At 68.3% G+C, this 19,126-nt stretch carries 22 protein-coding genes; 16 read left to right on the forward strand and 6 right to left on the reverse strand.

Going from position 1 to position 19,126, the window contains the following annotated elements; all coding sequences use genetic code 11:
• Nucleotides 1-12 precede the first annotated feature (12 nt).
• Entirely contained in the window at nucleotides 13-2,076 is a 2,064-nt protein-coding gene (locus IEZ21_RS27795) for a phosphocholine-specific phospholipase C (RefSeq protein WP_189324624.1), read from the reverse strand.
• A gap of 250 nt (nucleotides 2,077-2,326) precedes the next feature.
• On the opposite strand from IEZ21_RS27795, the gene IEZ21_RS27800 reads away from it, so the two are divergent.
• From IEZ21_RS27800 to IEZ21_RS27815, 4 genes are all read left to right on the forward strand, one after another.
• A complete protein-coding gene (locus IEZ21_RS27800) occupies nucleotides 2,327-2,950 on the forward strand; it encodes an NAD(P)-dependent oxidoreductase (RefSeq protein WP_189324625.1) in 624 nt (207 codons plus the stop codon).
• Nucleotides 2,951-2,981: 31 nt separating this feature from the next.
• A complete protein-coding gene (locus IEZ21_RS27805; RefSeq protein WP_189324626.1) occupies nucleotides 2,982-3,350 on the forward strand; it encodes a putative quinol monooxygenase in 369 nt (122 codons plus the stop codon).
• A gap of 113 nt (nucleotides 3,351-3,463) precedes the next feature.
• Nucleotides 3,464-3,922, forward strand: a complete 459-nt coding sequence (locus IEZ21_RS27810; RefSeq protein ID WP_189324627.1) for a nuclear transport factor 2 family protein — start codon at nucleotides 3,464-3,466, stop codon at nucleotides 3,920-3,922.
• A gap of 204 nt (nucleotides 3,923-4,126) precedes the next feature.
• Nucleotides 4,127-5,284: a GDSL-type esterase/lipase family protein gene (locus IEZ21_RS27815; RefSeq protein WP_246568194.1), complete on the forward strand. Its 1,158-nt coding sequence runs from the start codon at nucleotides 4,127-4,129 to the stop codon at nucleotides 5,282-5,284.
• Between the two features lie 25 nt (nucleotides 5,285-5,309).
• Here the strand turns inward: IEZ21_RS27815 and IEZ21_RS27820 are convergent, their stop codons facing one another.
• The 3 genes from IEZ21_RS27820 to IEZ21_RS27830 form a co-directional block, all read right to left on the reverse strand.
• Nucleotides 5,310-5,690, reverse strand: coding sequence for a winged helix-turn-helix transcriptional regulator (locus IEZ21_RS27820; RefSeq protein ID WP_189324629.1), 381 nt, complete (start codon nucleotides 5,688-5,690; stop codon nucleotides 5,310-5,312).
• A 122-nt stretch (nucleotides 5,691-5,812) separates the two neighbouring features.
• Nucleotides 5,813-7,552 carry a pyruvate dehydrogenase gene (locus IEZ21_RS27825; RefSeq protein ID WP_189324630.1) on the reverse strand — a complete coding sequence of 580 codons (1,740 nt, stop codon included), beginning with the start codon at nucleotides 7,550-7,552 and terminating at the stop codon, nucleotides 5,813-5,815.
• Nucleotides 7,553-7,663: 111 nt separating this feature from the next.
• On the reverse strand, nucleotides 7,664-8,614 hold the full coding sequence (locus IEZ21_RS27830; protein WP_189324631.1) for an NmrA/HSCARG family protein: 951 nt from the start codon (nucleotides 8,612-8,614) through the stop codon (nucleotides 7,664-7,666).
• A gap of 183 nt (nucleotides 8,615-8,797) precedes the next feature.
• On the opposite strand from IEZ21_RS27830, the gene IEZ21_RS27835 reads away from it, so the two are divergent.
• The 6 genes from IEZ21_RS27835 (at nucleotide 8,798) to IEZ21_RS27860 (ending at nucleotide 12,583) form a co-directional block, all read left to right on the forward strand.
• Nucleotides 8,798-9,265 carry a MarR family winged helix-turn-helix transcriptional regulator gene (locus IEZ21_RS27835; RefSeq protein WP_189324632.1) on the forward strand — a complete coding sequence of 156 codons (468 nt, stop codon included), beginning with the start codon at nucleotides 8,798-8,800 and terminating at the stop codon, nucleotides 9,263-9,265.
• A gap of 154 nt (nucleotides 9,266-9,419) precedes the next feature.
• Nucleotides 9,420-9,728, forward strand: coding sequence for a GNAT family N-acetyltransferase (locus IEZ21_RS27840; protein WP_189324633.1), 309 nt, complete (start codon nucleotides 9,420-9,422; stop codon nucleotides 9,726-9,728).
• A 40-nt stretch (nucleotides 9,729-9,768) separates the two neighbouring features.
• Nucleotides 9,769-10,179, forward strand: a complete 411-nt coding sequence (locus IEZ21_RS27845) for a (4Fe-4S)-binding protein (protein WP_189324634.1) — start codon at nucleotides 9,769-9,771, stop codon at nucleotides 10,177-10,179.
• Nucleotides 10,180-10,404: 225 nt separating this feature from the next.
• Nucleotides 10,405-11,475: a Rieske 2Fe-2S domain-containing protein gene (locus IEZ21_RS27850; RefSeq protein WP_189324635.1), complete on the forward strand. Its 1,071-nt coding sequence runs from the start codon at nucleotides 10,405-10,407 to the stop codon at nucleotides 11,473-11,475.
• The gene (locus IEZ21_RS27855) at nucleotides 11,472-11,642 is read left to right on the forward strand and encodes a hypothetical protein (RefSeq protein WP_169786235.1); all 171 of its coding nucleotides are present in this window, start codon (nucleotides 11,472-11,474) and stop codon (nucleotides 11,640-11,642) included. The genes IEZ21_RS27850 and IEZ21_RS27855 overlap by 4 nt, the downstream gene beginning before the upstream one ends.
• A complete protein-coding gene (locus IEZ21_RS27860; RefSeq protein WP_189324636.1) occupies nucleotides 11,639-12,583 on the forward strand; it encodes a PDR/VanB family oxidoreductase in 945 nt (314 codons plus the stop codon). The genes IEZ21_RS27855 and IEZ21_RS27860 overlap by 4 nt, the downstream gene beginning before the upstream one ends.
• On the opposite strand, the gene IEZ21_RS27865 is transcribed toward IEZ21_RS27860, so the two are convergent.
• Nucleotides 12,534-13,358: an IclR family transcriptional regulator domain-containing protein gene (locus tag IEZ21_RS27865; RefSeq protein ID WP_189324637.1), complete on the reverse strand. Its 825-nt coding sequence runs from the start codon at nucleotides 13,356-13,358 to the stop codon at nucleotides 12,534-12,536. The two genes, IEZ21_RS27860 and IEZ21_RS27865, sit on opposite strands and share 50 nt — an antisense overlap.
• A gap of 207 nt (nucleotides 13,359-13,565) precedes the next feature.
• Between IEZ21_RS27865 and IEZ21_RS27870 the strand changes: the two genes are divergently transcribed.
• From IEZ21_RS27870 to IEZ21_RS27885, 4 genes are read left to right on the forward strand one after another with little or no spacing between them, the layout of a single operon-like run.
• A complete protein-coding gene (locus tag IEZ21_RS27870) occupies nucleotides 13,566-14,534 on the forward strand; it encodes an ABC transporter substrate-binding protein (RefSeq protein ID WP_189324638.1) in 969 nt (322 codons plus the stop codon).
• Nucleotides 14,531-15,304: an ABC transporter permease gene (locus tag IEZ21_RS27875; RefSeq protein WP_033326072.1), complete on the forward strand. Its 774-nt coding sequence runs from the start codon at nucleotides 14,531-14,533 to the stop codon at nucleotides 15,302-15,304. Before IEZ21_RS27870 ends, IEZ21_RS27875 begins: the two co-directional genes overlap by 4 nt.
• A complete protein-coding gene (locus tag IEZ21_RS27880; protein WP_189324639.1) occupies nucleotides 15,301-16,080 on the forward strand; it encodes an ABC transporter permease in 780 nt (259 codons plus the stop codon). The genes IEZ21_RS27875 and IEZ21_RS27880 overlap by 4 nt, the downstream gene beginning before the upstream one ends.
• A 20-nt stretch (nucleotides 16,081-16,100) precedes the next feature.
• Nucleotides 16,101-16,928 carry an ABC transporter ATP-binding protein gene (locus IEZ21_RS27885; RefSeq protein WP_189324640.1) on the forward strand — a complete coding sequence of 276 codons (828 nt, stop codon included), beginning with the start codon at nucleotides 16,101-16,103 and terminating at the stop codon, nucleotides 16,926-16,928.
• Nucleotides 16,929-16,997: 69 nt separating this feature from the next.
• Here the strand turns inward: IEZ21_RS27885 and IEZ21_RS27890 are convergent, their stop codons facing one another.
• Nucleotides 16,998-17,669 (reverse strand): MmyB family transcriptional regulator, encoded by a 672-nt coding sequence (locus tag IEZ21_RS27890; protein WP_189324641.1) that lies wholly within the window; start codon nucleotides 17,667-17,669, stop codon nucleotides 16,998-17,000.
• A gap of 227 nt (nucleotides 17,670-17,896) precedes the next feature.
• On the opposite strand from IEZ21_RS27890, the gene IEZ21_RS27895 reads away from it, so the two are divergent.
• Nucleotides 17,897-18,556, forward strand: a complete 660-nt coding sequence (locus IEZ21_RS27895) for a helix-turn-helix domain-containing protein (protein ID WP_189324642.1) — start codon at nucleotides 17,897-17,899, stop codon at nucleotides 18,554-18,556.
• A 32-nt stretch (nucleotides 18,557-18,588) separates the two neighbouring features.
• Nucleotides 18,589-19,119, forward strand: a complete 531-nt coding sequence (locus tag IEZ21_RS27900; protein WP_189324721.1) for a toxin-antitoxin system, toxin component — start codon at nucleotides 18,589-18,591, stop codon at nucleotides 19,117-19,119.
• The last annotated feature ends 7 nt before the right edge of the window (nucleotides 19,120-19,126 follow it).

Below are 19,126 nucleotides of genomic sequence, written 5' to 3' on the forward strand. Positions count from 1 at the left end.
TCAGATTCCCGATCAGGTTCCGCTGTCCGCGCCGAGCGCCGGGTCACTCACACCTGGCCGCCCGTTCTCGACATGTCCGGCGAAGCGCCGCAGGAACGAGCTGTCCGTGCCGGACGCGACGACGGTCAGGTCGTACCAGCGCCTGCTCGCCCGCAGATCCACGGTGTGCCGCACGGTCGCGCCCGGCCGCACCCTGAACGTCCTGGGCCGCCCGCCATAGCGGTTGCCGAGCTTGAACGTCACCGTGCCGGAGCCCTCGTTCGTGAAGGTCAGCTCCACGTCGTCCCCGGCATGCCGCGCGGTGACCTCCGATCCGGCCGCCTTGCCGGGGCCCTTGAACGTGCGCAGGAAGCCGTTCGGCCCGTGCACCGTGAGGTCGTACGAGCCGTTCGAGTACGCGGAGTTCCAGGTGTCCGACACGCTCTTGCCCGCCTCGGTGGTGTACGTCCACGGGCCGTCGGTGCGGTTGCCGGAGGTGACGTGGAAGGAGGCGCCCGCCTTCTTGCCGGAGGCGAAGGTCAGCGTGAAGGTCCCGGCCGCCGGGTCAGCGGAACCGTCCACCCTCGGCGCGTACTTCAGGGGGCGGGCCGGGCGCAGACCGCGCTCCTGCTTCGGCATGCTGGGGTCGGCGGGGACCGTCGGCTTGTAGTCGGGGTGGCGCTCGCGGTCGGCCGGTTCGTAGTCGTCGGTGTCCGGCAGGGCGGCCGGCCTGCTGTCCTTGCGGGAGAAGTCGAAGGCGGAGGTGAGGTCGCCGCAGACGGTGCGCCGCCACGGCGAGATGTTCGGCTCGCGCACCCCGAAGCGGCGCTCCATGAACTGGAGGATCGAGGTGTGGTCGAGGGTCTCGGAGCAGACGTAACCGCCCTTGCTCCAGGGCGAGACGACCAGCATCGGCACACGCGGGCCGAGGCCGTACGGGCCGGCGACGCGGTTCGCGGCCCCCGGGTAGAGGTCCAGGGTGACGTCGACCGTGGACTTGCCCTGCGCGGCGGACCGCGGCGGAAGCGGCGGTACAACGTGGTCGAAGAAGCCGTCGTTCTCGTCGTACGTGATGAACAGCGCGGTCTTCGACCAGACCTCGGGGTTGGAGGTGAGCGCGTCCAGGGCCTGCGCGATGTACCAGGCACCGTAGTTCGTGGGCCAGTTGGAGTGCTCGGAGAAGGCCTCGGGGGCGGCGATCCACGAGATCTGCGGCAGCTTGCCCGCCTTGACGTCGGCCTTCAGCACGTCGAAGTAGCCGTCGCCGTTCTTGACGTCGGTGCCGGTGCGGGCCTTGTCGTACCAGGGGTCGCCGGGCTTGGCGTTGCGGTACTTGTTGAAGTACAGCAGCGAGTTGTCACCGTAGTTGCCGCGGTAGGCGTCCTGGATCCAGCCCCAGGAGCCGGCGGCGTCAAGGCCGTCGCCGATGTCCTGGTAGATCTTCCAGGAGATCCCGGCCTTCTCGAGGCGCTCGGGGTAGGTCGTCCAGTCGTAGCCGAGCTCGTCGTTGCCCATGACGGGTCCGCCGCCCTGGCCGTCGTTGCCGGTGTGACCCGTCCACATGTAGTAGCGGTTCGGGTCGGTGGAGCCGATGAACGAGCAGTAGTACGCGTCGCAGACCGTGAAGGTGTCGGCGAGCGCGTAGTGGAAGGGGATGTCCTCACGGGTCAGGTACGCCATGGTCGTGGTGCCCTTCGCGGGAACCCACTTGTCGTACTTGCCCCCGTTGTAGGCGGCCTGCCCGTCGGGCCAGCTGTGTGGCAGGCCTTCCAGGAACTGCATGCCGAGGTCGTCGGCCTCCGGGTGGAAGGGCAGCACCTCCTTCGTGCCGTCCGACTGGTGCCACACCGGCTTACCGTTCTCCAGCGTGACCGGGCGCGGGTCGCCGAAGCCGCGGACGCCTCTGAGGGAGCCGAAGTAATGGTCGAAGGACCGGTTCTCCTGCATGAGGACGACGATGTGCTCGACGTCCTCGATGGTGCCGCGCTGATACCCGGCGGGGATGGCCGCGGCCCTGGCGATGCTGTCCGACAGCGCGGTGAATGCCGCGGTGCCGCCTGCGAGTTGGAGGAAACGACGCCGATTCACTTCAGACATGGGCAGGAGACCTCTTGTCCTGACGATGGTGCGAGACGGTGGGATCTGCGTGGGCTGAGTGTTCCAAGAGCACCGAATGCCAGGGAAGGCCTCATGGCGCCTGTGTGACGGGTGGCAGTACGCGTTACGAACACGCCGGGACCGTGGGCATGGTTTCCGAAGGAAACTCAAGGATCGTTGAAGTAACCAGTATCCATTGGGTACCTTCCTGGCCGACAGAGATTTGACGGCGTCTCAGAGAGGCCATGCCATGCGGATCGCGCTGTTCGGAGCCACCGGGATGATCGGCAGCCGGATCGCCGCCGAGGCACGCAGACGGGCACATGAGATCACCGGCGTCACCCGTAGCGGGAAGAACGGCACCCGGGCGGGGGACGCGAGCGACCCCGACGCCGTCGCCCGCCTGGCGGCCGGCCACGACGCGGCGGTGCTGGCGGTGTCACCGCCACGCGCCGGCACCGAGGCCACCGAGTCGCTCCTGGAGGTGGGCCGGGCCGTGCTGGACGGCGTACGCAAGGCCGAGGTACGCCGCCTGGTCGTGGTCGGCGGCTCGGGCTTCCTGGAGGTAGCGCCGGGTGTACAGGCCGTCGACACCCCCGAGTTCCCCGAGGAGTACCTGCCACGCGCGCTCGCCCAGGTGGCCCTGCTCGACCTCCTCCGGGACGGCGCCGACGACCTGGAGTGGAGCTACGTCTCCCCGCCCATGCTGATCGATCCCGGCATACGCACCGGCGCGTACCGGACAAGCGGTGACCAGCTGCTCATCGACAGCAAGGGCATCAGCCACATCAGTACCAAGGACTACGCCGTCGCTCTCATCGACGAACTGGAGAAGGGTGATCACATCCACCACCCCATCCACGTCGCGTACTGACGGCCACTCATGAACTCAAAAAAGGGGCAGGGTGGATAAGGAAAGCATCTTCGTACGCGTTCGGTTCGAGGTCCGGGAACAACGGCAGGAAGAGTTCAAGAAGCTGGTGTTCGCGCTGCGCCAGCAGGCGAACGACGAGCCCGGCACCAGAAGCTACCGGTGGTTCACGGCCGCGGACGGCAGCTATTTGGTACTCGAGGAGTACGCCGACTCGGCGGCGGCCATGGCGCACATGGAGCGGGGCGGGGAACTGCTGAAGCGTTTGACGGAATGTGCGGTATTGGGATCCGTGGAACTCCATGGGCCGATCGGGCCCGAGCTGCGGGAATGGGTGGGGTCGAATCCGCCGCCGGTCATGTTCGCGGACTTTTTCGGTCAGGGCGAGAGCAATAGTTCCTGACGGATACCAGAGGATCGTTGAAGTAACCAATATCTCGTAGGTATCTTCCTCTCGACACCACATCCGGCAGGCTTCGGATGGGCCAGGCATGCATCAGGAAAAGGGGACAAGCAATGATCAAAATGGTCGACGCCAATGATCAACAAGCCGTTCGCAATCTGGACAACATCGTGCAACTTCACGAAGTGATGATCAACCAAAGGAAGCCCGCCGAAGCCGTGGAGAAGTTCCTTGACCCGGGGTACATCCAGCACGACCCCCTGCTCAGCACTGGTTCGGCAGGCTTGTCGGGTTTCTTCGACAAGCTCCTCAAGGACCGCCCGCATGCCCGTTGGGTGGGTCACCGCGCCATCGCGGTGAACGACTACGTGTGGATTCACTCGAACTTCCTCAACCTCTTCAACGATGACCCGGACGACACGGGTATCGCGGGAGCGGACATTTTCAAAATGGACGCCGAGGGCAGGGCGATCGAGCATTGGGAGGTCCTTCAGGTGGTCGGCACTCCGGAAAATTCGGCGCCCTGGTTCGCGCCGGATCTCCCGGCTGCCAATACCAATGGGCTCTTCTGAGCACAAAGGGCGGCCCGCCATAGGGCGACGGTGAGTTGAGCTCTGCGGACGTGAGCTCGAAAGAGTGCGACGGCAGGGTCTCCTGGTACTGCTCGGATGGTTCGCCACCCCGAGCGGCCAAGAGGCCCTGCCGTTGTGCCGTAGAGCGGGCCACACCGAATGACGTGAAAGAACAAAGCGCGATACACCACAATGGGAGTTTCCGTGTCCAATTCGTCTGCCTCATGGATCGCCGCCCACCGGTCGGCCGTCATCAATCCCCATGACGGCTTCACACTCTTCGAAACCCGTGCCTTCGCCGACCAGACCGTACGTCAGCCGTTGCGGCTCGCCGGCGGAGGCGAGGCCCTGCGGATACGCCTCAGCAACCGCTACGGAAAGAATCCGCTGAAGATGGCCGGCGCACATATCGCCAAGCACACCAAAGCAAGCGCGATCGACCCGGCGAGCGACACCGTGCTGCGCTTCGCGGGCGCCGACACTGTCACCATCGGCGTGGGAGACGAGGTCGTCAGCGACCCCGTCGAACAGAAGGTCAACGCGGGAGATGAACTCACCCTCAGCCTCTATCTGCCCCACGACACCGGCCTGACGACCTACTCGGCCGTCCCCTACGACATCGGATACGCGGTCCCCGGCAACCAGCTCACCGCCGAAACCCTCACCGACGCCGAGGAGCTGGTCACCAGCCACTTCCTTACCGGCGTGGACGTCCTCGCCCCCGAAGGCACCGCCATCGCCGTCGCCTTCGGAGACTCCTGGATCGAAGGCTTCGCCACCACGCCCGGCGCCGACAACAGCTTCCCCGCCCAGCTCAGCCGTCGCCTCACTCACGGCTGGATCGTCAACCAGGGCATCTCCGGCAACCGGCTCCTCACCGACGGCAACGGCGAACACCTCCTGGCCCGCCTCGAACGCGACGTACTCGACGCGCCCGGCGTCAGCCACGTCCTGATCCACATCGGCCTCAACGACCTCGGCGTGCCAGGCACCCAGTCCTTCCCCGAGCCCCCGGTCCTGCCGACCGTCGACGACCTCATCGCCGGCTACACAACCCTCGCCGACCGCATCCACACCGCCGGACTCGTCGCCGTCGCAGGCACGCTCGGCCCCTACGAGGGAACGGTGTACGACGGCGTCGACAACCCGGCCGGTCAGGCCCTACGCCACCAGATCAACGACTGGCTGCTCGGCCCCGACCACCCCTTCGACACCGTCATCGACATCGCCGCCGCCGTCGCGGACCCGGACCGGCCCGACCAGATCCGCGCGGAGTACAACAGCGGCGACGGCCTCCACGTCAACGACGCCGGCGCGAAAGCCATCGCCGACGCCGTCGACCTGTCCTTGCTTCGGTTCTAGGCCGGCCCGCTCCGCCTTCGGCGACTCAATGGGCCGCGGGCTCGTCGGCGAGCTGCGCGTCGTGGGCCTTGCGCAAGGACAGAACCTCGTCCACGTGTTCCGCGGCCCAGGCGTTGATCGGCTCCATGACGGGCCGCAGAGAGTGTCCCAGCTGAGTCAGTTCGTACTCCACACGGGGCGGGACCTCGGCGAAGACCGTCCGGGTGAGCAGGCCGTCGCGTTCCATTCCACGCAGCGTGTGGGTGAGGACCTTGGGCGTCACGTGGTGGAGCGTCTCGCGCAGTTCACTGAACCGCTTGGGCCCGTCGCTCAGGTTCAGCACGATCAGCACCGACCACTTGTCGCCGATGCGGTCGAGCACCAGCCGGGGCGGGCAGCAGATATCCAAGTTATTGGTGTGCTTCATGGTTTCTGGAGGGTACTCAAGGATCGTTGATGTAACCAGTATCCAGTAGGTACCTCCCTGATCGACGGGGCTTCTGTAATAGCTGATGCATCAATTAACCTGACATGTGCGACACCTCAGGTTCACGGCCTCGGGACGTTGCGCAGATTGGCCCTTGCCAGGTCGAGCATCTTCCCCACACCCCCGTTGAGCACCGTCCGCCCTGCCGAGAAGGCGAATCCCTTCACCTGGCCGCCGGAGATGTGCGGCGGGATCGACAGCGCGTTGGGGTCGGTGACCAGGTCCACCAGGCAGGGGCCGTCGTACGACAGCGCCTCCCGCAGGCCTTCGCGGATCTGGCCCGGCTTCTCGATGCGGATCGAGTGGATTCCGGCCCCGGCGGCGATGGCGGCGTAGTCCACCGGCTCGTGGTCGGTCTGGTAGTCGGGCAGGCCGTCGACCATCATCTCCAGCTTGACCATGCCGAGCGAGGCGTTGTTGAAGACGATCGTCTTCACCGGCAGGTTGTGCAGTTTGACGGTGAGCAACTCGCCCATGAGCATGCCGAGTCCACCATCGCCCGACATCGAGATCACCTGACGGTCGGGGTAGGCGAACTGGGCGCCGATGGCGTGCGGGAGGGCGTTGGCCATGGTGCCGTGCAGGAAGGAACCGATCACACGGCGGCGGCCGTTGGGGGTGATGTAGCGGGCCGCCCACACGTTGCACATGCCGGTGTCGACGGTGAACACCGCGTCGTCGTCGGCGAGTTCGTCGAGGATCGACGCCGGGTATTCGGGGTGGATCGGCATGCGGTGCTCGACGTTGCGGGTGTAGGCGGAGACCACGTTCTCCAGGGACCTGGCGTGGTGGCGCAGTGTCCGGTCCAGGTACGAGCGGTCGCGCTTGGCCTCGACCAGCGGCAGCACCGCGCGCAGCGTCTCGCCCACGTCACCGTGCACGCCCAGCTCCAGCGCGGTCCGCCGCCCGATCCGCCCCGCGTCATGGTCGATCTGTACAGTGCGGGCCTGCGGCAGGAAGTCGTCGTACGGGAAATCGGTGCCGAGCAGGACCACGAGGTCGGCCTCGTGCATCGCGTCGTAGCAGGCGCCGTAGCCGAGCAGCCCGCTCATGCCGACGTCGTACGGGTTGTCGTGCTGGATCCACTCCTTGCCGCGCAGCGTGTGCCCGACCGGCGCGTGCACCCGGCCCGCGAGTTCCATCACTTCGGCGTGCGCATCCCGTACGCCGGCACCGCAGAAGACCATCACCTTCTCGGCCGCGTTGAGCTTCGCCGCGAGGTCCCGCACCTGCTCGGCCGGGGGTACGACGCGGCCGCGAGCGGTGACGAAGTTGCTCGATCCGGTGGGGTGGGTGGCGGGTGCGTGGGACAGGTCGCCGGGCACGACGAGCACCGACACCCCGTTGTCGGACAGCGCGCGCTGTACGGCGATTCGCGCCATGCGGGGCATCTGCGACGGCTGGCTCACCATTTCGCAGTACTGGCTGCACTCGGTGAACAGCCGCTCCGGATGCGTCTCCTGGAAGAACCCGGTGCCGATCTGCTTCGACGGAATGTGGGAGGCGATCGCGAGCACCGGGGCTCCGGTGCGGTTCGCGTCGTACAGCCCCTGGATCAGGTGGGTGTTGCCCGGGCCGCAACTGCCCGCGCACACCGCGAGCCGCCCGGTCAGCTGCGCCTCGGCCGCGGCAGCCAGCGCCGCCGCCTCCTCGTTGCGTACGTGGATCCACTCGATGCCGTCGGTACGGCGGATCGCGTCCACGACGGGATTGAGGCTGTCGCCGACGACGCCGTAGATCCGCTCCACCCCTGCTTGTCGCAGAACATCGATCAACTGCTGTGCCACGGTCGGATTACGCACCAGGGATCTCCTTGAACGGGTTTCTCGACAGCGCCGGACGGCGGGCGAAGGTCCGCCCGCCGTCTCCTTCAACTCCTCGGCGCCCGCGGCGCCTGCGAGAGCGGGACTCGCTCAGCCCGCCTTGATCTTCGAGGTGTTCTCGGCCAGCCAGGCGTCGAAGCTCCTGAGCGCCGGGTTGATCTCCCGCACCTTGTTCAGATCGCGGGAGCCGGTGAACTCCTGATCGAAGTCGCCGTAGTACTGGAACATGTTGCCGAGCTCCTCGGCCAGCGGGATGTCGAGGGAGCGGAAGACGTCGTAGGGCACGGACTGGAAGCGCACCGGCTCGCCGAGCACGGCCGCCAGCTTCTCCGCGTACTGCGCACCAGTCAGATGGTCGCCGGCCAGGCTCACGGTCTGGCCGATGAACGGCGCGCCGCCCTTGAGGACGGCGAAGGCCGTCCGGCCGATGTCCGCCACGTCCACCCCGGCGAGGAGCTTGCCGTCCTCCATCGGCAGGGTCACCGTCAGCACGCCGTCCTCGCCGCGCTGAGGGAGGAAGGCGCTGAGGAAGCCCTGGAAGTAGAAGGTGGTGTTGAGGAAGGTGGTCGGCACGCCGGCCTGCCTGAACAGCTCGTTGGCCTCACCCTTGACGTCGAAGTGCGGCACGTTGTACCTCTCCTGCAGGACTGGCATACGGCCGTCCTCCAGCGGCAGCAGCTCGCGGGTGTCCTCCAGCGTCGACCACACCACGTGCTTCAGCCCTGCGGCCTTGGCGGCCCGCACCAGGACGTTGATCTCCTCGATTTCCTTCTCCGCCGAGCCGTGCGCCCAGAAGTTGGTGACCAGGAAGGCGCCGTAGGCACCCTCGAATGCCTTGTGCACGCTCGGTTCGTCGTAGAAGTCCGCCTGGACGACCTCGGCCCCGAGCGCGGCGAGTTCCCTGGCGGCGGGCGAGTCGGGGTTCCTGGTGAGCGCGCGCACCGCGAAACCCGAGTCCGGGTCGGCGAGGATCGCCCTCGCGGCACCGCCGCCCTGGGCGCCCGTCGCTCCGGCGACCGCGATGATCTTCTGCTCACCCATAGCTACTGCTCCTGTCCGAAGACTTGAGGTTGATGCGTCAACCAGAACCTAACGCCGAACACGATGACGCGTCAACCTTCTCGAGACCTTTCCATGCCTGGACCTGGAACTCCCAGCCACCACCGAAGCGCCGCCTCGACGCCCCATTGATGATGCATCAACAATCTGTTTACACTGACACGCATGACCGAGACAACGCACTGGCTCTCCGAGCCCGAGCAACACGCTTGGCGCAGCTTCGTGCGGATGCAGGAAAGGCTCGCCGGCCGGCTGGGCCGCCGGGTGCAGGCCGAGTCCGGCCTGTCCGTCGCCGACTACGGAGTACTTGTCCACCTCACCGAAGCCCCCGAGGGCCGGCTGCGCGTCCTGGAGCTGGCCAGGGTTGTGGAGTGGGAGAAGAGCCGGATGTCCCACCACGTCAACCGGATGGCCAAGCGCGGTCTGGTCGTCCGGGAGGACTGCCCCGCCGACGCACGCGTGGCATTGGTCTGCGTCACCGCCGCTGGCCGCGAGGCCCTCGCGACGGCGGCCCCTTGCCATGTCGAAGCAGTGCGCCATCTGCTCATCGACCCGCTCAGCCCGGCAGAGCTCGCCATGCTCGCCCAGGTCTCCAACCGCATCCTCGAAGAGCTGGACAAGGGCTGCGACTGAGCAGACGGCGGCGCAGTAAGCCGCAGGCCACACCCTGCCCCCAGAGCCACTCCGAGCGAGCCCTCCGCCACCGTCGTCACTCATTAAAGGTTGACACATCAACCTTTTTAGGCTTACTCTGTGGATGCATCAACGAGGTCCCCGAGGAGGACAAGTGACCGTCAAGGTGATCGACGTACCGGAAGCAGGCCGCTACGAGGCACGCGTGGACGGGGAACCCGCGCTCGCGGGCTACGCGCAGTACATCCGCACACCAGAACTCATCGCGTTCGTCCACACCGAGGTGGCACCGGGGCACGAGGGCCAGGGGATCGGTTCCGCGCTCGTTCGCACCTCCCTCGACGAGGCCCGCGCCGCGCGGCTGAGAGTGCTGGCCACCTGCCCCTTCTACGCAGGCTGGATCGGCCGCCACCCCGAGTACGCCGACCTGCTGTACCAGGCCCGGAGCAAGGTCAGCGACTGACGCGGCCGGCCGGGCGAAGACACCAGTGAGGGAGACCCGTATGAGCGGCAAACCCCAGAAGAAGGCCTACGAGGCGCCGGAGATCACCGTCACCTTCGAGGCGAGGCGCTGTCTGCACGCCACCGAGTGCATCAGGGGCCTGCCCGAGGTCTTCGACCCGAGCAGGCGTCCGTGGATTCAGCCCGATGCCGCCCCGGCCGACCGGCTGGCCGAAGTGGTACGCCGCTGCCCCTCGGGTGCGCTGCGGTACGAACTGGCAGCAGGCGGCGGAGAGACTCCCGACCGGCCCACCCACATCACCCGGACCCCTGCCGGACAGCTGATCGTGCGCGGTGAACTGTCGCTGGACACGCAGGAAGGTACGCACGCCGAGACCAGGGCGGTGCTGTGCGGCTGCGGGGCCAGTCAACTGCAGCCGCACTGCGACCACTCCGGCTCCTGCGGCCAGTGACACTGCGGCGACCGCCGCCCTCGCGGAGGCGGCCGCCGCGCTCGACCTGAGCCGCACTGGACACGTCGGCGGCAAGATCGTACTGCGGCCGTAGCCCGCCCGGCCCCGTGAACCCGCTCTGAACAGCGGGTTCACGGGACTTCTTCCGCGAGGCGGAAGTGGCGTTGCGGTCCCCTGGCGTCCTCCCGGACGATGCCACCACTACCAGAGACGGGAGCCGCAAAGATGCCGCACATGACCGCCTTCGCCAGGAACCAGTGGTACGTCGCCGCCTACTCGCACGAGGTCGGGCGGGATCTGCTCGGCCGTACGATCCTCGGTGAGCCGCTCGTCTTCTACCGCACCGAGGAGGACGGGACGCCCGTCGTCCTCCACGACCGTTGTGTGCACCGTCGCTACCCGCTGTCCGAGGCCCCGACCCGCCTCGACGGCGACAAGATCGTGTGCGGCTACCACGGCTTCACGTACGACACCACCGGCACCTGTGTGTACGTGCCCGGTCAGAAACGCGTGCCGCGCACCGCGCGCGTCGCCTCGTACCCCGTCGTCGAGCAGGACTCCCTGATCTGGGTGTGGATCGGTGACCCCGACCTCGCCGACGCGCAGACCATCCCGCGGGCCAAGCACCTCGACTCCCCCGGCTGGACCACCGTCCGCGGCATGGAGCCCATCGACGCCGACTACGGCCTCCTCGTCGACAACCTCCTCGACCTCTCGCACGAGACGTATCTGCACGGCGGGTACATCGGCACCCCGGAGGTCGCCGAGACGCCGATCACCACCGAGGTCGACGAGGGTGCGGGCATCGTGCGCGTGAGCCGGCACATGGACGACGCCGAATGTCCGCCGTTCTACGCCAAGTCGACCGGCATCGAGGGCCGGATCATGCGCTGGCAGGACATCGAGTACCACGCGCCGTGCCTCTATCTGCTGCACAGCCGGGTCGCCCCGGTCGGTGTGCTGCCGGAGGCGGACGGCAGCGACCCGGGCGGCTTCCACACCGAGATCACGTACTGCATCACGCCGTCCGGCGACGGCAAGGTGTACGACTTCTGGGCGGTCTCGCGCGACTGGGCGATCGACGACGAGGAGGTCACTGAGTTCCTGGCGGGCAACAACCGTACGGTCGTCATGCAGGACGTGACCGCGCTCAACCTGCTGCAGAAGACGTTGGGCACGGAGCGGCACGGGTACCAGGAACTGAGCATCAACATCGACACCGGCGGCCTGGCCGCCCGCCGTATCCTCGCCCGTCTGGTCGAGGAGGGCGCCAAGCCCATGGAGAAGGTCCAGTGAGCAGTCCCACCGGCGAGATCTACCGCATCGACTGGCTGCCGGGCACCGACATCCTGCACGGCACCTGTCACTGCGGCCGCGAGCACACCGCCCAGGACCCCATCGAGATGTGGGAGTGGATGCTCGCCCACCCGCAAGGCCACGAGCCGCAAGGAAACAGCTCATGACCGTGTACGAAGCCGAACTCGTCGTCGACCGTCGGGACGTGGCGGCCGACGGCGTACTCGCCCTGACCCTGCGCCATCCGCTGGGCGAGGAACTCCCCGCCTGGGAGCCGGGCGCGCACATCGACGTACTGCTCGGCCCGGACCTGGAGCGGCAGTACTCGCTGTGCGGCGACCCGGCCGACCGGCACGTATGGCGCATCGCGGTGCTCCGGGAGCCCGACGGGCGCGGCGGATCCGCTTATGTGCACGGGCAGTTGGCGGCGGGCGACAAGGTCCGCGTCCGCGGCCCGCGCAACCACTTCGCCCTCGCTGCCGCCCCCCGATACCGCTTCGTCGCGGGCGGCATCGGCATCACCCCGATCCTGCCGATGCTGGCCGCGGCCGAGGCGGCGGGCGCGCAGTGGACACTGCTGTACGGCGGGCGCACCCGTAACTCCATGGCGTTCACCGAGGAGTTGGCGCGGTACGGGGACAGGGTACGGATCGCTCCGCAGGACGAGACGGGACTGCTGGACCTCGACATGGCTCTCGCCGACCCGGCCCCGGACACGCTCGTCTACTGCTGTGGACCCGGCCCGCTCCTTGACGCGGTCGAGGAGCGGTGCGCGGTGTGGCCGAAGGGGGCGCTGCACGTCGAGCGCTTCGAGCCGAAGGCCCAAGAGGCAGGCGAGAACACCGAGTTCGAGGTGGTGCTCGAGCGGTCGGGCCACACCCTGACCGTCCCCGCGGACGTCTCCGTGCTCGACACCGTACGAGCCGCCGGCGTCGAGGTGCTCTACTCCTGCACCGAGGGCACCTGCGGAACGTGCGAGACCGATGTCATCGAGGGCACCCCCGACCACCGTGACTCCGTCCTCACCGACGAGGAGCGGGAGGCCGGGGAGACCATGCTCATCTGTGTGTCCCGGTGTGCCGGGAAGCGTCTCGTGCTGGACCTGTGAGACCGGTGACCCGCAGGTCGGCCTCGATCCGGGCGACCGTGGCCAGCAGATGGGGCAGCAGGTCACGGCGTACGGACTCGACCGAGTTGCGGGCGGCGTGCACGGGAACGTTGACCGCCGCCACGACCTCGCCGTCCCGGTCACGCACCGGGACGGCGACCGAGCGCAGCCCCTCCTCCAGTTCCTGGTCGACGATCGCGTATCCCTGACGGCGTATGCGGCCCAGTTCGGCGCGCAGCGGCCCGGCCGAGACGATCGTGCGGGCGGTGAAGGGCCGCAGGTCGGCGCGAGCGAGCCGGGCGTCGATCTCCTCGTCCGGCAGGTGCGCGAGGATCACCCGGCCCACCGACGTGACATACGCCGGGAAGCGGGTGCCGACGGTGATGGTCGCGGTCATGATGCGGCGCGTGGGTACGCGCGCCACGTAGACGATGTCGTCGTCGTCGAGGACGCACAGGGACGACGACTCCCGTATCTGCGCGACGAGTTGTTCCAGATGGGGCTCGGCGATCTCCGGGAGGGTGAAACTGGACAGGTACGAGTAGCCGAGTTCCAGGACGCGCGGGGTGAGCCGGAACATCCGCCCGTCCGTGTGGACGTATCCCAGGTCGACGAGGGTGAGCAGGAAGCGGCGGGCGGCGGCGCGGGTCAGTTCGCAGGAGCGTGCCACGTCGCTCAGTGTCAGTTCCGGGTGGTCGGCGTCGAAGGCGCGGATGACCGCGAGGCCACGCTCGAAGGACTGCACGAAGTGCGGCTCGCGGGCTGCAGCAGGCATTACCGCCTCCATAGGACGCACTGCGGTGCGTTCTGTGCGCACGAGAGTGCGCTGTGCGCACGCTAAGAGCACGCTTCGGCAACTGTCAACGACGTGCGCGTCATGGGCATTGACCATTCTTGTGGCGGCGCTCTACGTTCCCGATGAGCACTACTGTGCGGTCTGCGCACAGCCCTTCTTCCAAGCACTGTCCCATTAGGGGGAGTCATGCGTCGCCTGCTCATCGGCCTGACGGTCTCAGCGGTGTTCGTCACCGCGTCGGCCTGTGGCTCGTCCGGTTCCACCGAGTCGGCCGGGGAAACCGCGTCCGACGGCACCACCACCGTCAAGGTCGGGATCATTCCCATCCTGGACGTCGCCCCCGTCTATCTGGGCCAGAAGAAGGGCTTCTACTCCGAGCGCGGTCTCAAGCTGGAGCTGACGCCCGCCCAGGGCGGGGCCGCGATCGTGCCCGGTGTCGTCTCCGGCCAGTTCCAGTTCGGCTTCAGCAACACGACGTCCCTGCTGGTCGCCCAGTCCAAGAAGGTGCCCGTCAAGGTCGTGGCGAACGGTGTCGCCTCCACCGCCGAGGAAGGTGCCGACTTCATGGGCACCACGGTGAAGAAGGGCAGCCCGATCAAGTCCGCCAAGCAGTTGGAGGGCAAGAAGGTCGCGGTCAACGCGCTCAACAACATCTGCGACACCTCGATCAAGGAGTCGGTCCGCAAGGACGGCGGTGACCCCTCCAAGCTCCAGTTCGTCGAGATGCCCTTCGACCAGATGGCCGCCGCACTCGAGAACGACCAGGTTGCCGCCGCCTGCACACCGGAACCCGCACTCTCCACCGTCAAGGCGGCCGGCGGCACGGCCATCGCGGCGAGCTTCTACGACGTGGATCCGAACCTCACCGTGGCCATGTACTTCACCTCCCAGCAGTACGCCCAGAAGAACCCGGAGCTGGTGAAGAAGTTCCAGGAGGCGACGGCCGAGTCGCTCGAGTACGCCAACAGCCACCCGGAGGAGGTCCGCGAGATCGTCGCCACGTACACGAAGATCCCCGCCACCCTGCTGGAGAAGCTGACCCTGCCGAACTGGCCGGCCGAGCCGAACCGCGCCTCCATCGAGCGGCTGGCCGAACTGGCCAAGGAGGACGGTCAGTTGAAGGAGACCCCGGACCTGGACGCGCTGCTGCCGTGAAAGCCGAGAACGCCCTGCTGGGCACAGCCGGGCTCGCGGGCTTCCTCGTACTGTGCGAGGCGGTCCCGCGGCTCGGCATCGTCTCCGAGGACTACTTCCCCCCGGTCACCCGCATCGCCGACGCGCTGGTCACCGAGTTCGGCGACCAGGCCTTCTGGACCGCGCTCGGGGACACGCTCACCGGCTGGGGGCTGGGGCTCGTGATCGCGGTGACGGCCGGGATCCTCGCCGGAGTCGTGATCTCGGTCGTGCCGTTCCTGCGCGAGACGACCGCGTCCACGATCGAGTTCCTGCGCCCGATCCCGTCGGTCGCGCTGATCCCGCTCGCGGTCCTGCTCTACGGCACGGAACTGCAGTCGGTGCTCCTGCTGGTGGTCTACGCGTCGTTCTGGCAGGTGCTGATCCAGACGATGTACGGCGTCCAGGACGTCGACCCGGTCGCCATGGAGACGGCCCGCTCCTACGGCCTCGGCACCTGGGCCCGGGTCCGCCACGTCCTGTGGCCGACGGCCCTGCCGTACGTCATGACGGGCGTCCGGCTGGCCGCGGCGGTCGCCCTGATCCTGGCGGTGACCGCCGAACTCGTTATCGGCGCCCCGGGGTTGGGCCGGCGCATCGCGGTCGCCCAGAGTTCGCAGGCGGTGCCGGAGATGTACGCGCTGGTGGTGGTCACCGGGGTGCTCGGGCTGCTGATCAACGTGGGCGCGCGCACGGTGGAGCGCCGGGCGCTGGCCTGGCACCAGTCGGTGCGCGGGGAGGTGGCGGTGTGAAGCGCCTGGCCCTGCAACTGTTCTTCGTCCTCGCGCTGCCCCTGCTGCTGGTGACCGCCTGGTGGTTCGCCTCCGACGGCAGCACCGACGTGTACTGGCCGCCGCTGCGCACGATCCTCACCACGTTCCCGGACGTGTGGACGGGTGAGCAACTGCGCGCCGACGTCCTGCCCAGTCTGCTGCGCCTGCTGGCCGGTTACGCGGCGGCGGCCGTCGTGGGTGTCGCGCTGGGCACGGTCATCGGCTCGTACCGCCGCGTACGGGCCGTGTGCGAACCGGTCCTGGAGTTCCTGCGGGCGGTGCCGCCGCCCGTGCTCGTGCCGGTCATCATTCTGTTCGCGGGCATCGGCGACACGATGAAGATCGCGGTGATCGCGAGCGGCTGCGTGTGGCCGATCCTGCTCAACACGGTCGAGGGCGTACGGGCGGTCGACTCGGTGATGACGGAGACGGCCCGCTCGTACGGCATCACGGGCGCCGCACGCCTGCGTCACGTGGTCCTGCGCTCCGCGAGCCCGCAGATCTTCGCGGGCCTGCGGCAGGCGCTGTCCATCGGCATCATCCTGATGGTCATCAGCGAGATGTTCGCCGCCAGCAACGGGCTCGGCTTCACCATCGTCCAGTTCCAACGCAACTTCGCCATCCCCGACATGTGGACCGGCATCCTGCTGCTCGGCCTCCTAGGCTTCGTTCTCTCCGTACTCTTCCGACTGGCCGAGCGACGGGCGCTCGGCTGGTACCACGGTCTGCGCGACACCTCCCGGCGGTCGTCGTGACGCTTGCGAAAGGGCAGTCCATGCTGGACGTACGAGGCCTGAAGAAGGTCTACGAGGGTTCTGGGCGCCGTGTGGAAGCGGTGCGCGACCTCACGTTCACCGTCGACGCGGGCGAACTCGTCTGTCTCGTCGGGCCGTCGGGCTGCGGCAAGACGACGCTGCTGAAGTGCATGAGCGGACTGCTGACGCCCACGTCGGGTGAAGTCCTGCTGGGCGGGCGCCCGGTGACCGGGCCGCCGCCCGGGATGGCGTTCGTCTTCCAGGAGTACGGGCGCAGCCTCTTCCCCTGGATGCGAGTCCGGGACAACGTCGAACTCCCGCTGAAGCAGAAGAAGTTGACCACTTCCAGGCGGCGTGAGCTGGTCGCCGACGCCTTGGAGTCGGTCGGCCTCTCCGACGCCGCGGGCGCCTACCCGTGGCAGCTGTCGGGCGGTATGCAGCAACGGGTGGCGATCGCCCGCGCGCTGGCGTACGAGCCGGATGTACTGCTCATGGACGAGCCGTTCGCGGCGGTGGACGCCCAGACGCGCGCCGATCTGGAGGATCTGGTGCGCGGGCTCTGGCAGCAGCGGGGCATCACGATCCTCTTCGTGACGCACGACATCGACGAGGCGGTGTACCTCGGCGAGCGGGTGCTGATCCTCTCCGCCTCTCCGACCGTCGTCCAGGAGCAGCTGAAGGTCGATCTGCCCACCGAGCGCGACCAGTTGCACACCCGGGTGGCCCCACGCTTCGCCGAACTGCGGACGCATGTGTACGAGCAGATCCAGGCGGCGAAGCGCGGCAGGCCGGCGGACCTGGAGGACGCGAAGGACATGAAGGCGGACGCGCCACCCGGCGCCCCGTAAGGGGCGCGGGGAACTGCGCGACCAGCCACAACGGACCCGCAGTCGAAAACCGCGCCCTCAGCGGAGCGCTCACGCCTCGGCGGCAGGCACCACGCTGAGGTGACTCGCCGCCCGCCGCACGCGCACAGCAGTCCGTACCGGCCCCGCCGAGCGGCGAGCGTCCCGCAGGACCAGGGTCATGCGCGTATAGCCCATGTCCGTGAGGGTCTTGGGGGTCTCGCCGACGATCCGGCAGTCGGTACGGCCCCAGCGGGGGTCCGGGTGCCACAACGGCCGTACCGCGCCGTCGTGTTCGAGGACGTCGGGGCCGACCGAGCGGATCCAGTGCGGCAGTCCGTGCCGGTACGCGGCGTCCATGATCGGGTCCTGCGCGATGTCCCGGAGGATGGACCGCAGCACCGGGTCCTGGTCGTGCCGCTCCATCGCCGCGGCGAAGTGGGCCAGCATCGGCAGGCACCAGCTCGACTCGTGCTCGGCGAGGACCGCGCCCGCATCCGGATGGAACAGGACGAACCGGAGGAAGTTGTCCCCCGGCATGGCCGTGGGATGCGGGCCGACACCGCGGAAAAGTGTCTCGAACGCGTCGTTGGTGAGGACGACGTCCCAGCGGTGGTCGAAGACGACGGAGGGGAAGGGGACGGCCTCCAGCAATGCGGCGTAATCCTGCAAATAGGCCTGGGCCCTCAGACTCTCGGGGGCGGGTCGCGGCTGCGGCCACTGCCCTCCTGCCTGGTACTCCATCGGGAGGTCACCCCTCTTGCCTCTGCGGCCTTACACGCGGCGTCGCGATCCTGCTATCCCCGGCTCCGTGGCGTCAACTATCGTGGCATTTGCCGCCCGTGGACGAACGAATCGCGCCACAGTTGTGGCGAGAGCTGGATGCGAGTTCGAACCAGGGGCTAACCTCCGGGCAGTTCACCGTGTACCGCGCGGTACACGGCCGGTCGAGAAACGCGGGAGATCTGTCGGTGACGGATGGCTTCGAGGTTCCGGGCGCCACGGCGACGGGTCTGCTGCCGACCGTCGTGGGGCGGGTCGCCGCCCTCGCCGACCGGCTCGGTGTGCCGCACCGCCAGGTGTTCGACGTCCGGCGGCTGTCCGTCGCGTCCGGTGTGCCGGAGGTCGTGGTCCAGGCGCTGCTGAGCGGCAGGCCCGCCGGTGAGCCGGATCTGCAGACCCGCTTCCTGCAACGCCTCGACCTGCTGCGCCGTACGCGTCTGAAGCCGAACGGCCGCCGGTACACCCAGCAGGAGATCGCCGACGGCGCGGGTATGTCGCGTCAGCAGGCGGGCGCCCTGATCAACGGGGACCGGCGCCCCACCATGGAGCACTGCGACGCCATTCAGCGCTTCTTCAGAGTGCACGCCGGGTTCCTGACGGCCGAGGACCCCGAGGCGCTGGCCGGCGCCCTCCAGCGCTCCGAGCAGGAACTGCTCCAGCAGCTCGCCGACCGGGAGAGAGCCGCGGCGGCCGCGAGTGCGGACGACCCCTTCGAGCAGCTGCTCCAGGACCACGGAGTGCGGGGCATCGCCTGGCGCGCCGCGCAGCTGCCGACGGACCAGCACCGGGACAAGGTCGCGGAATGGCTGGACATGCTTCTGGAGAGCGTCAAACGGCCCGAGTCGTGAGCCGGGGGAGAACAGTGGGCATCGGAAGGGACATGCGCCGCCTGTGCGGCGAGTTGATCGGCGAGCTCTCGCTCCCGGCACCGGCGGAGCCCGCCGACCTGTACGCCGCGCTGTGCGAAGCCATGAGCAGACGCCGCGGCCGTCCGGTGCAGTTCCGTATGGCCCCCTTCCCGCCCGGCACCGCCAGTGGGCTCTGGCTCGACATGGCGGACCAGGACCTCGTGGTCATCGAGGAACGCACCGCGCCCGACCACCAGTTGGTCATCCTCGGCCATGAGCTGTGGCACATGAAGGCCGGGCACTGCGCCCACCACGTGGAGGGCGCGGCCGTCGCCGCCCGTCTGCTGTCCGACGACGCCGATCTGCAGGCGACCGTCCTGAAGGTGGCCGCCAGGACCCGGTTCGACCTCGCGGACGAGCGGGACGCGGAGGGCTTCGGGCTGCTGCTGGCCAGCAAGTGCCGTGCGTGGCTTGCCGGTTCGCCACAGCGCGGGCCCGTGTCACGGGACGGGGTCGCGGGCCGGATCGGGGCGTCCCTCGGCTACCGCGGGCCGCGGGGCTGAGCCGCCG

Source organism: Streptomyces flaveus, assembly GCF_014647675.1.
GTDB lineage: Bacteria > Actinomycetota > Actinomycetes > Streptomycetales > Streptomycetaceae > Streptomyces > Streptomyces flaveus.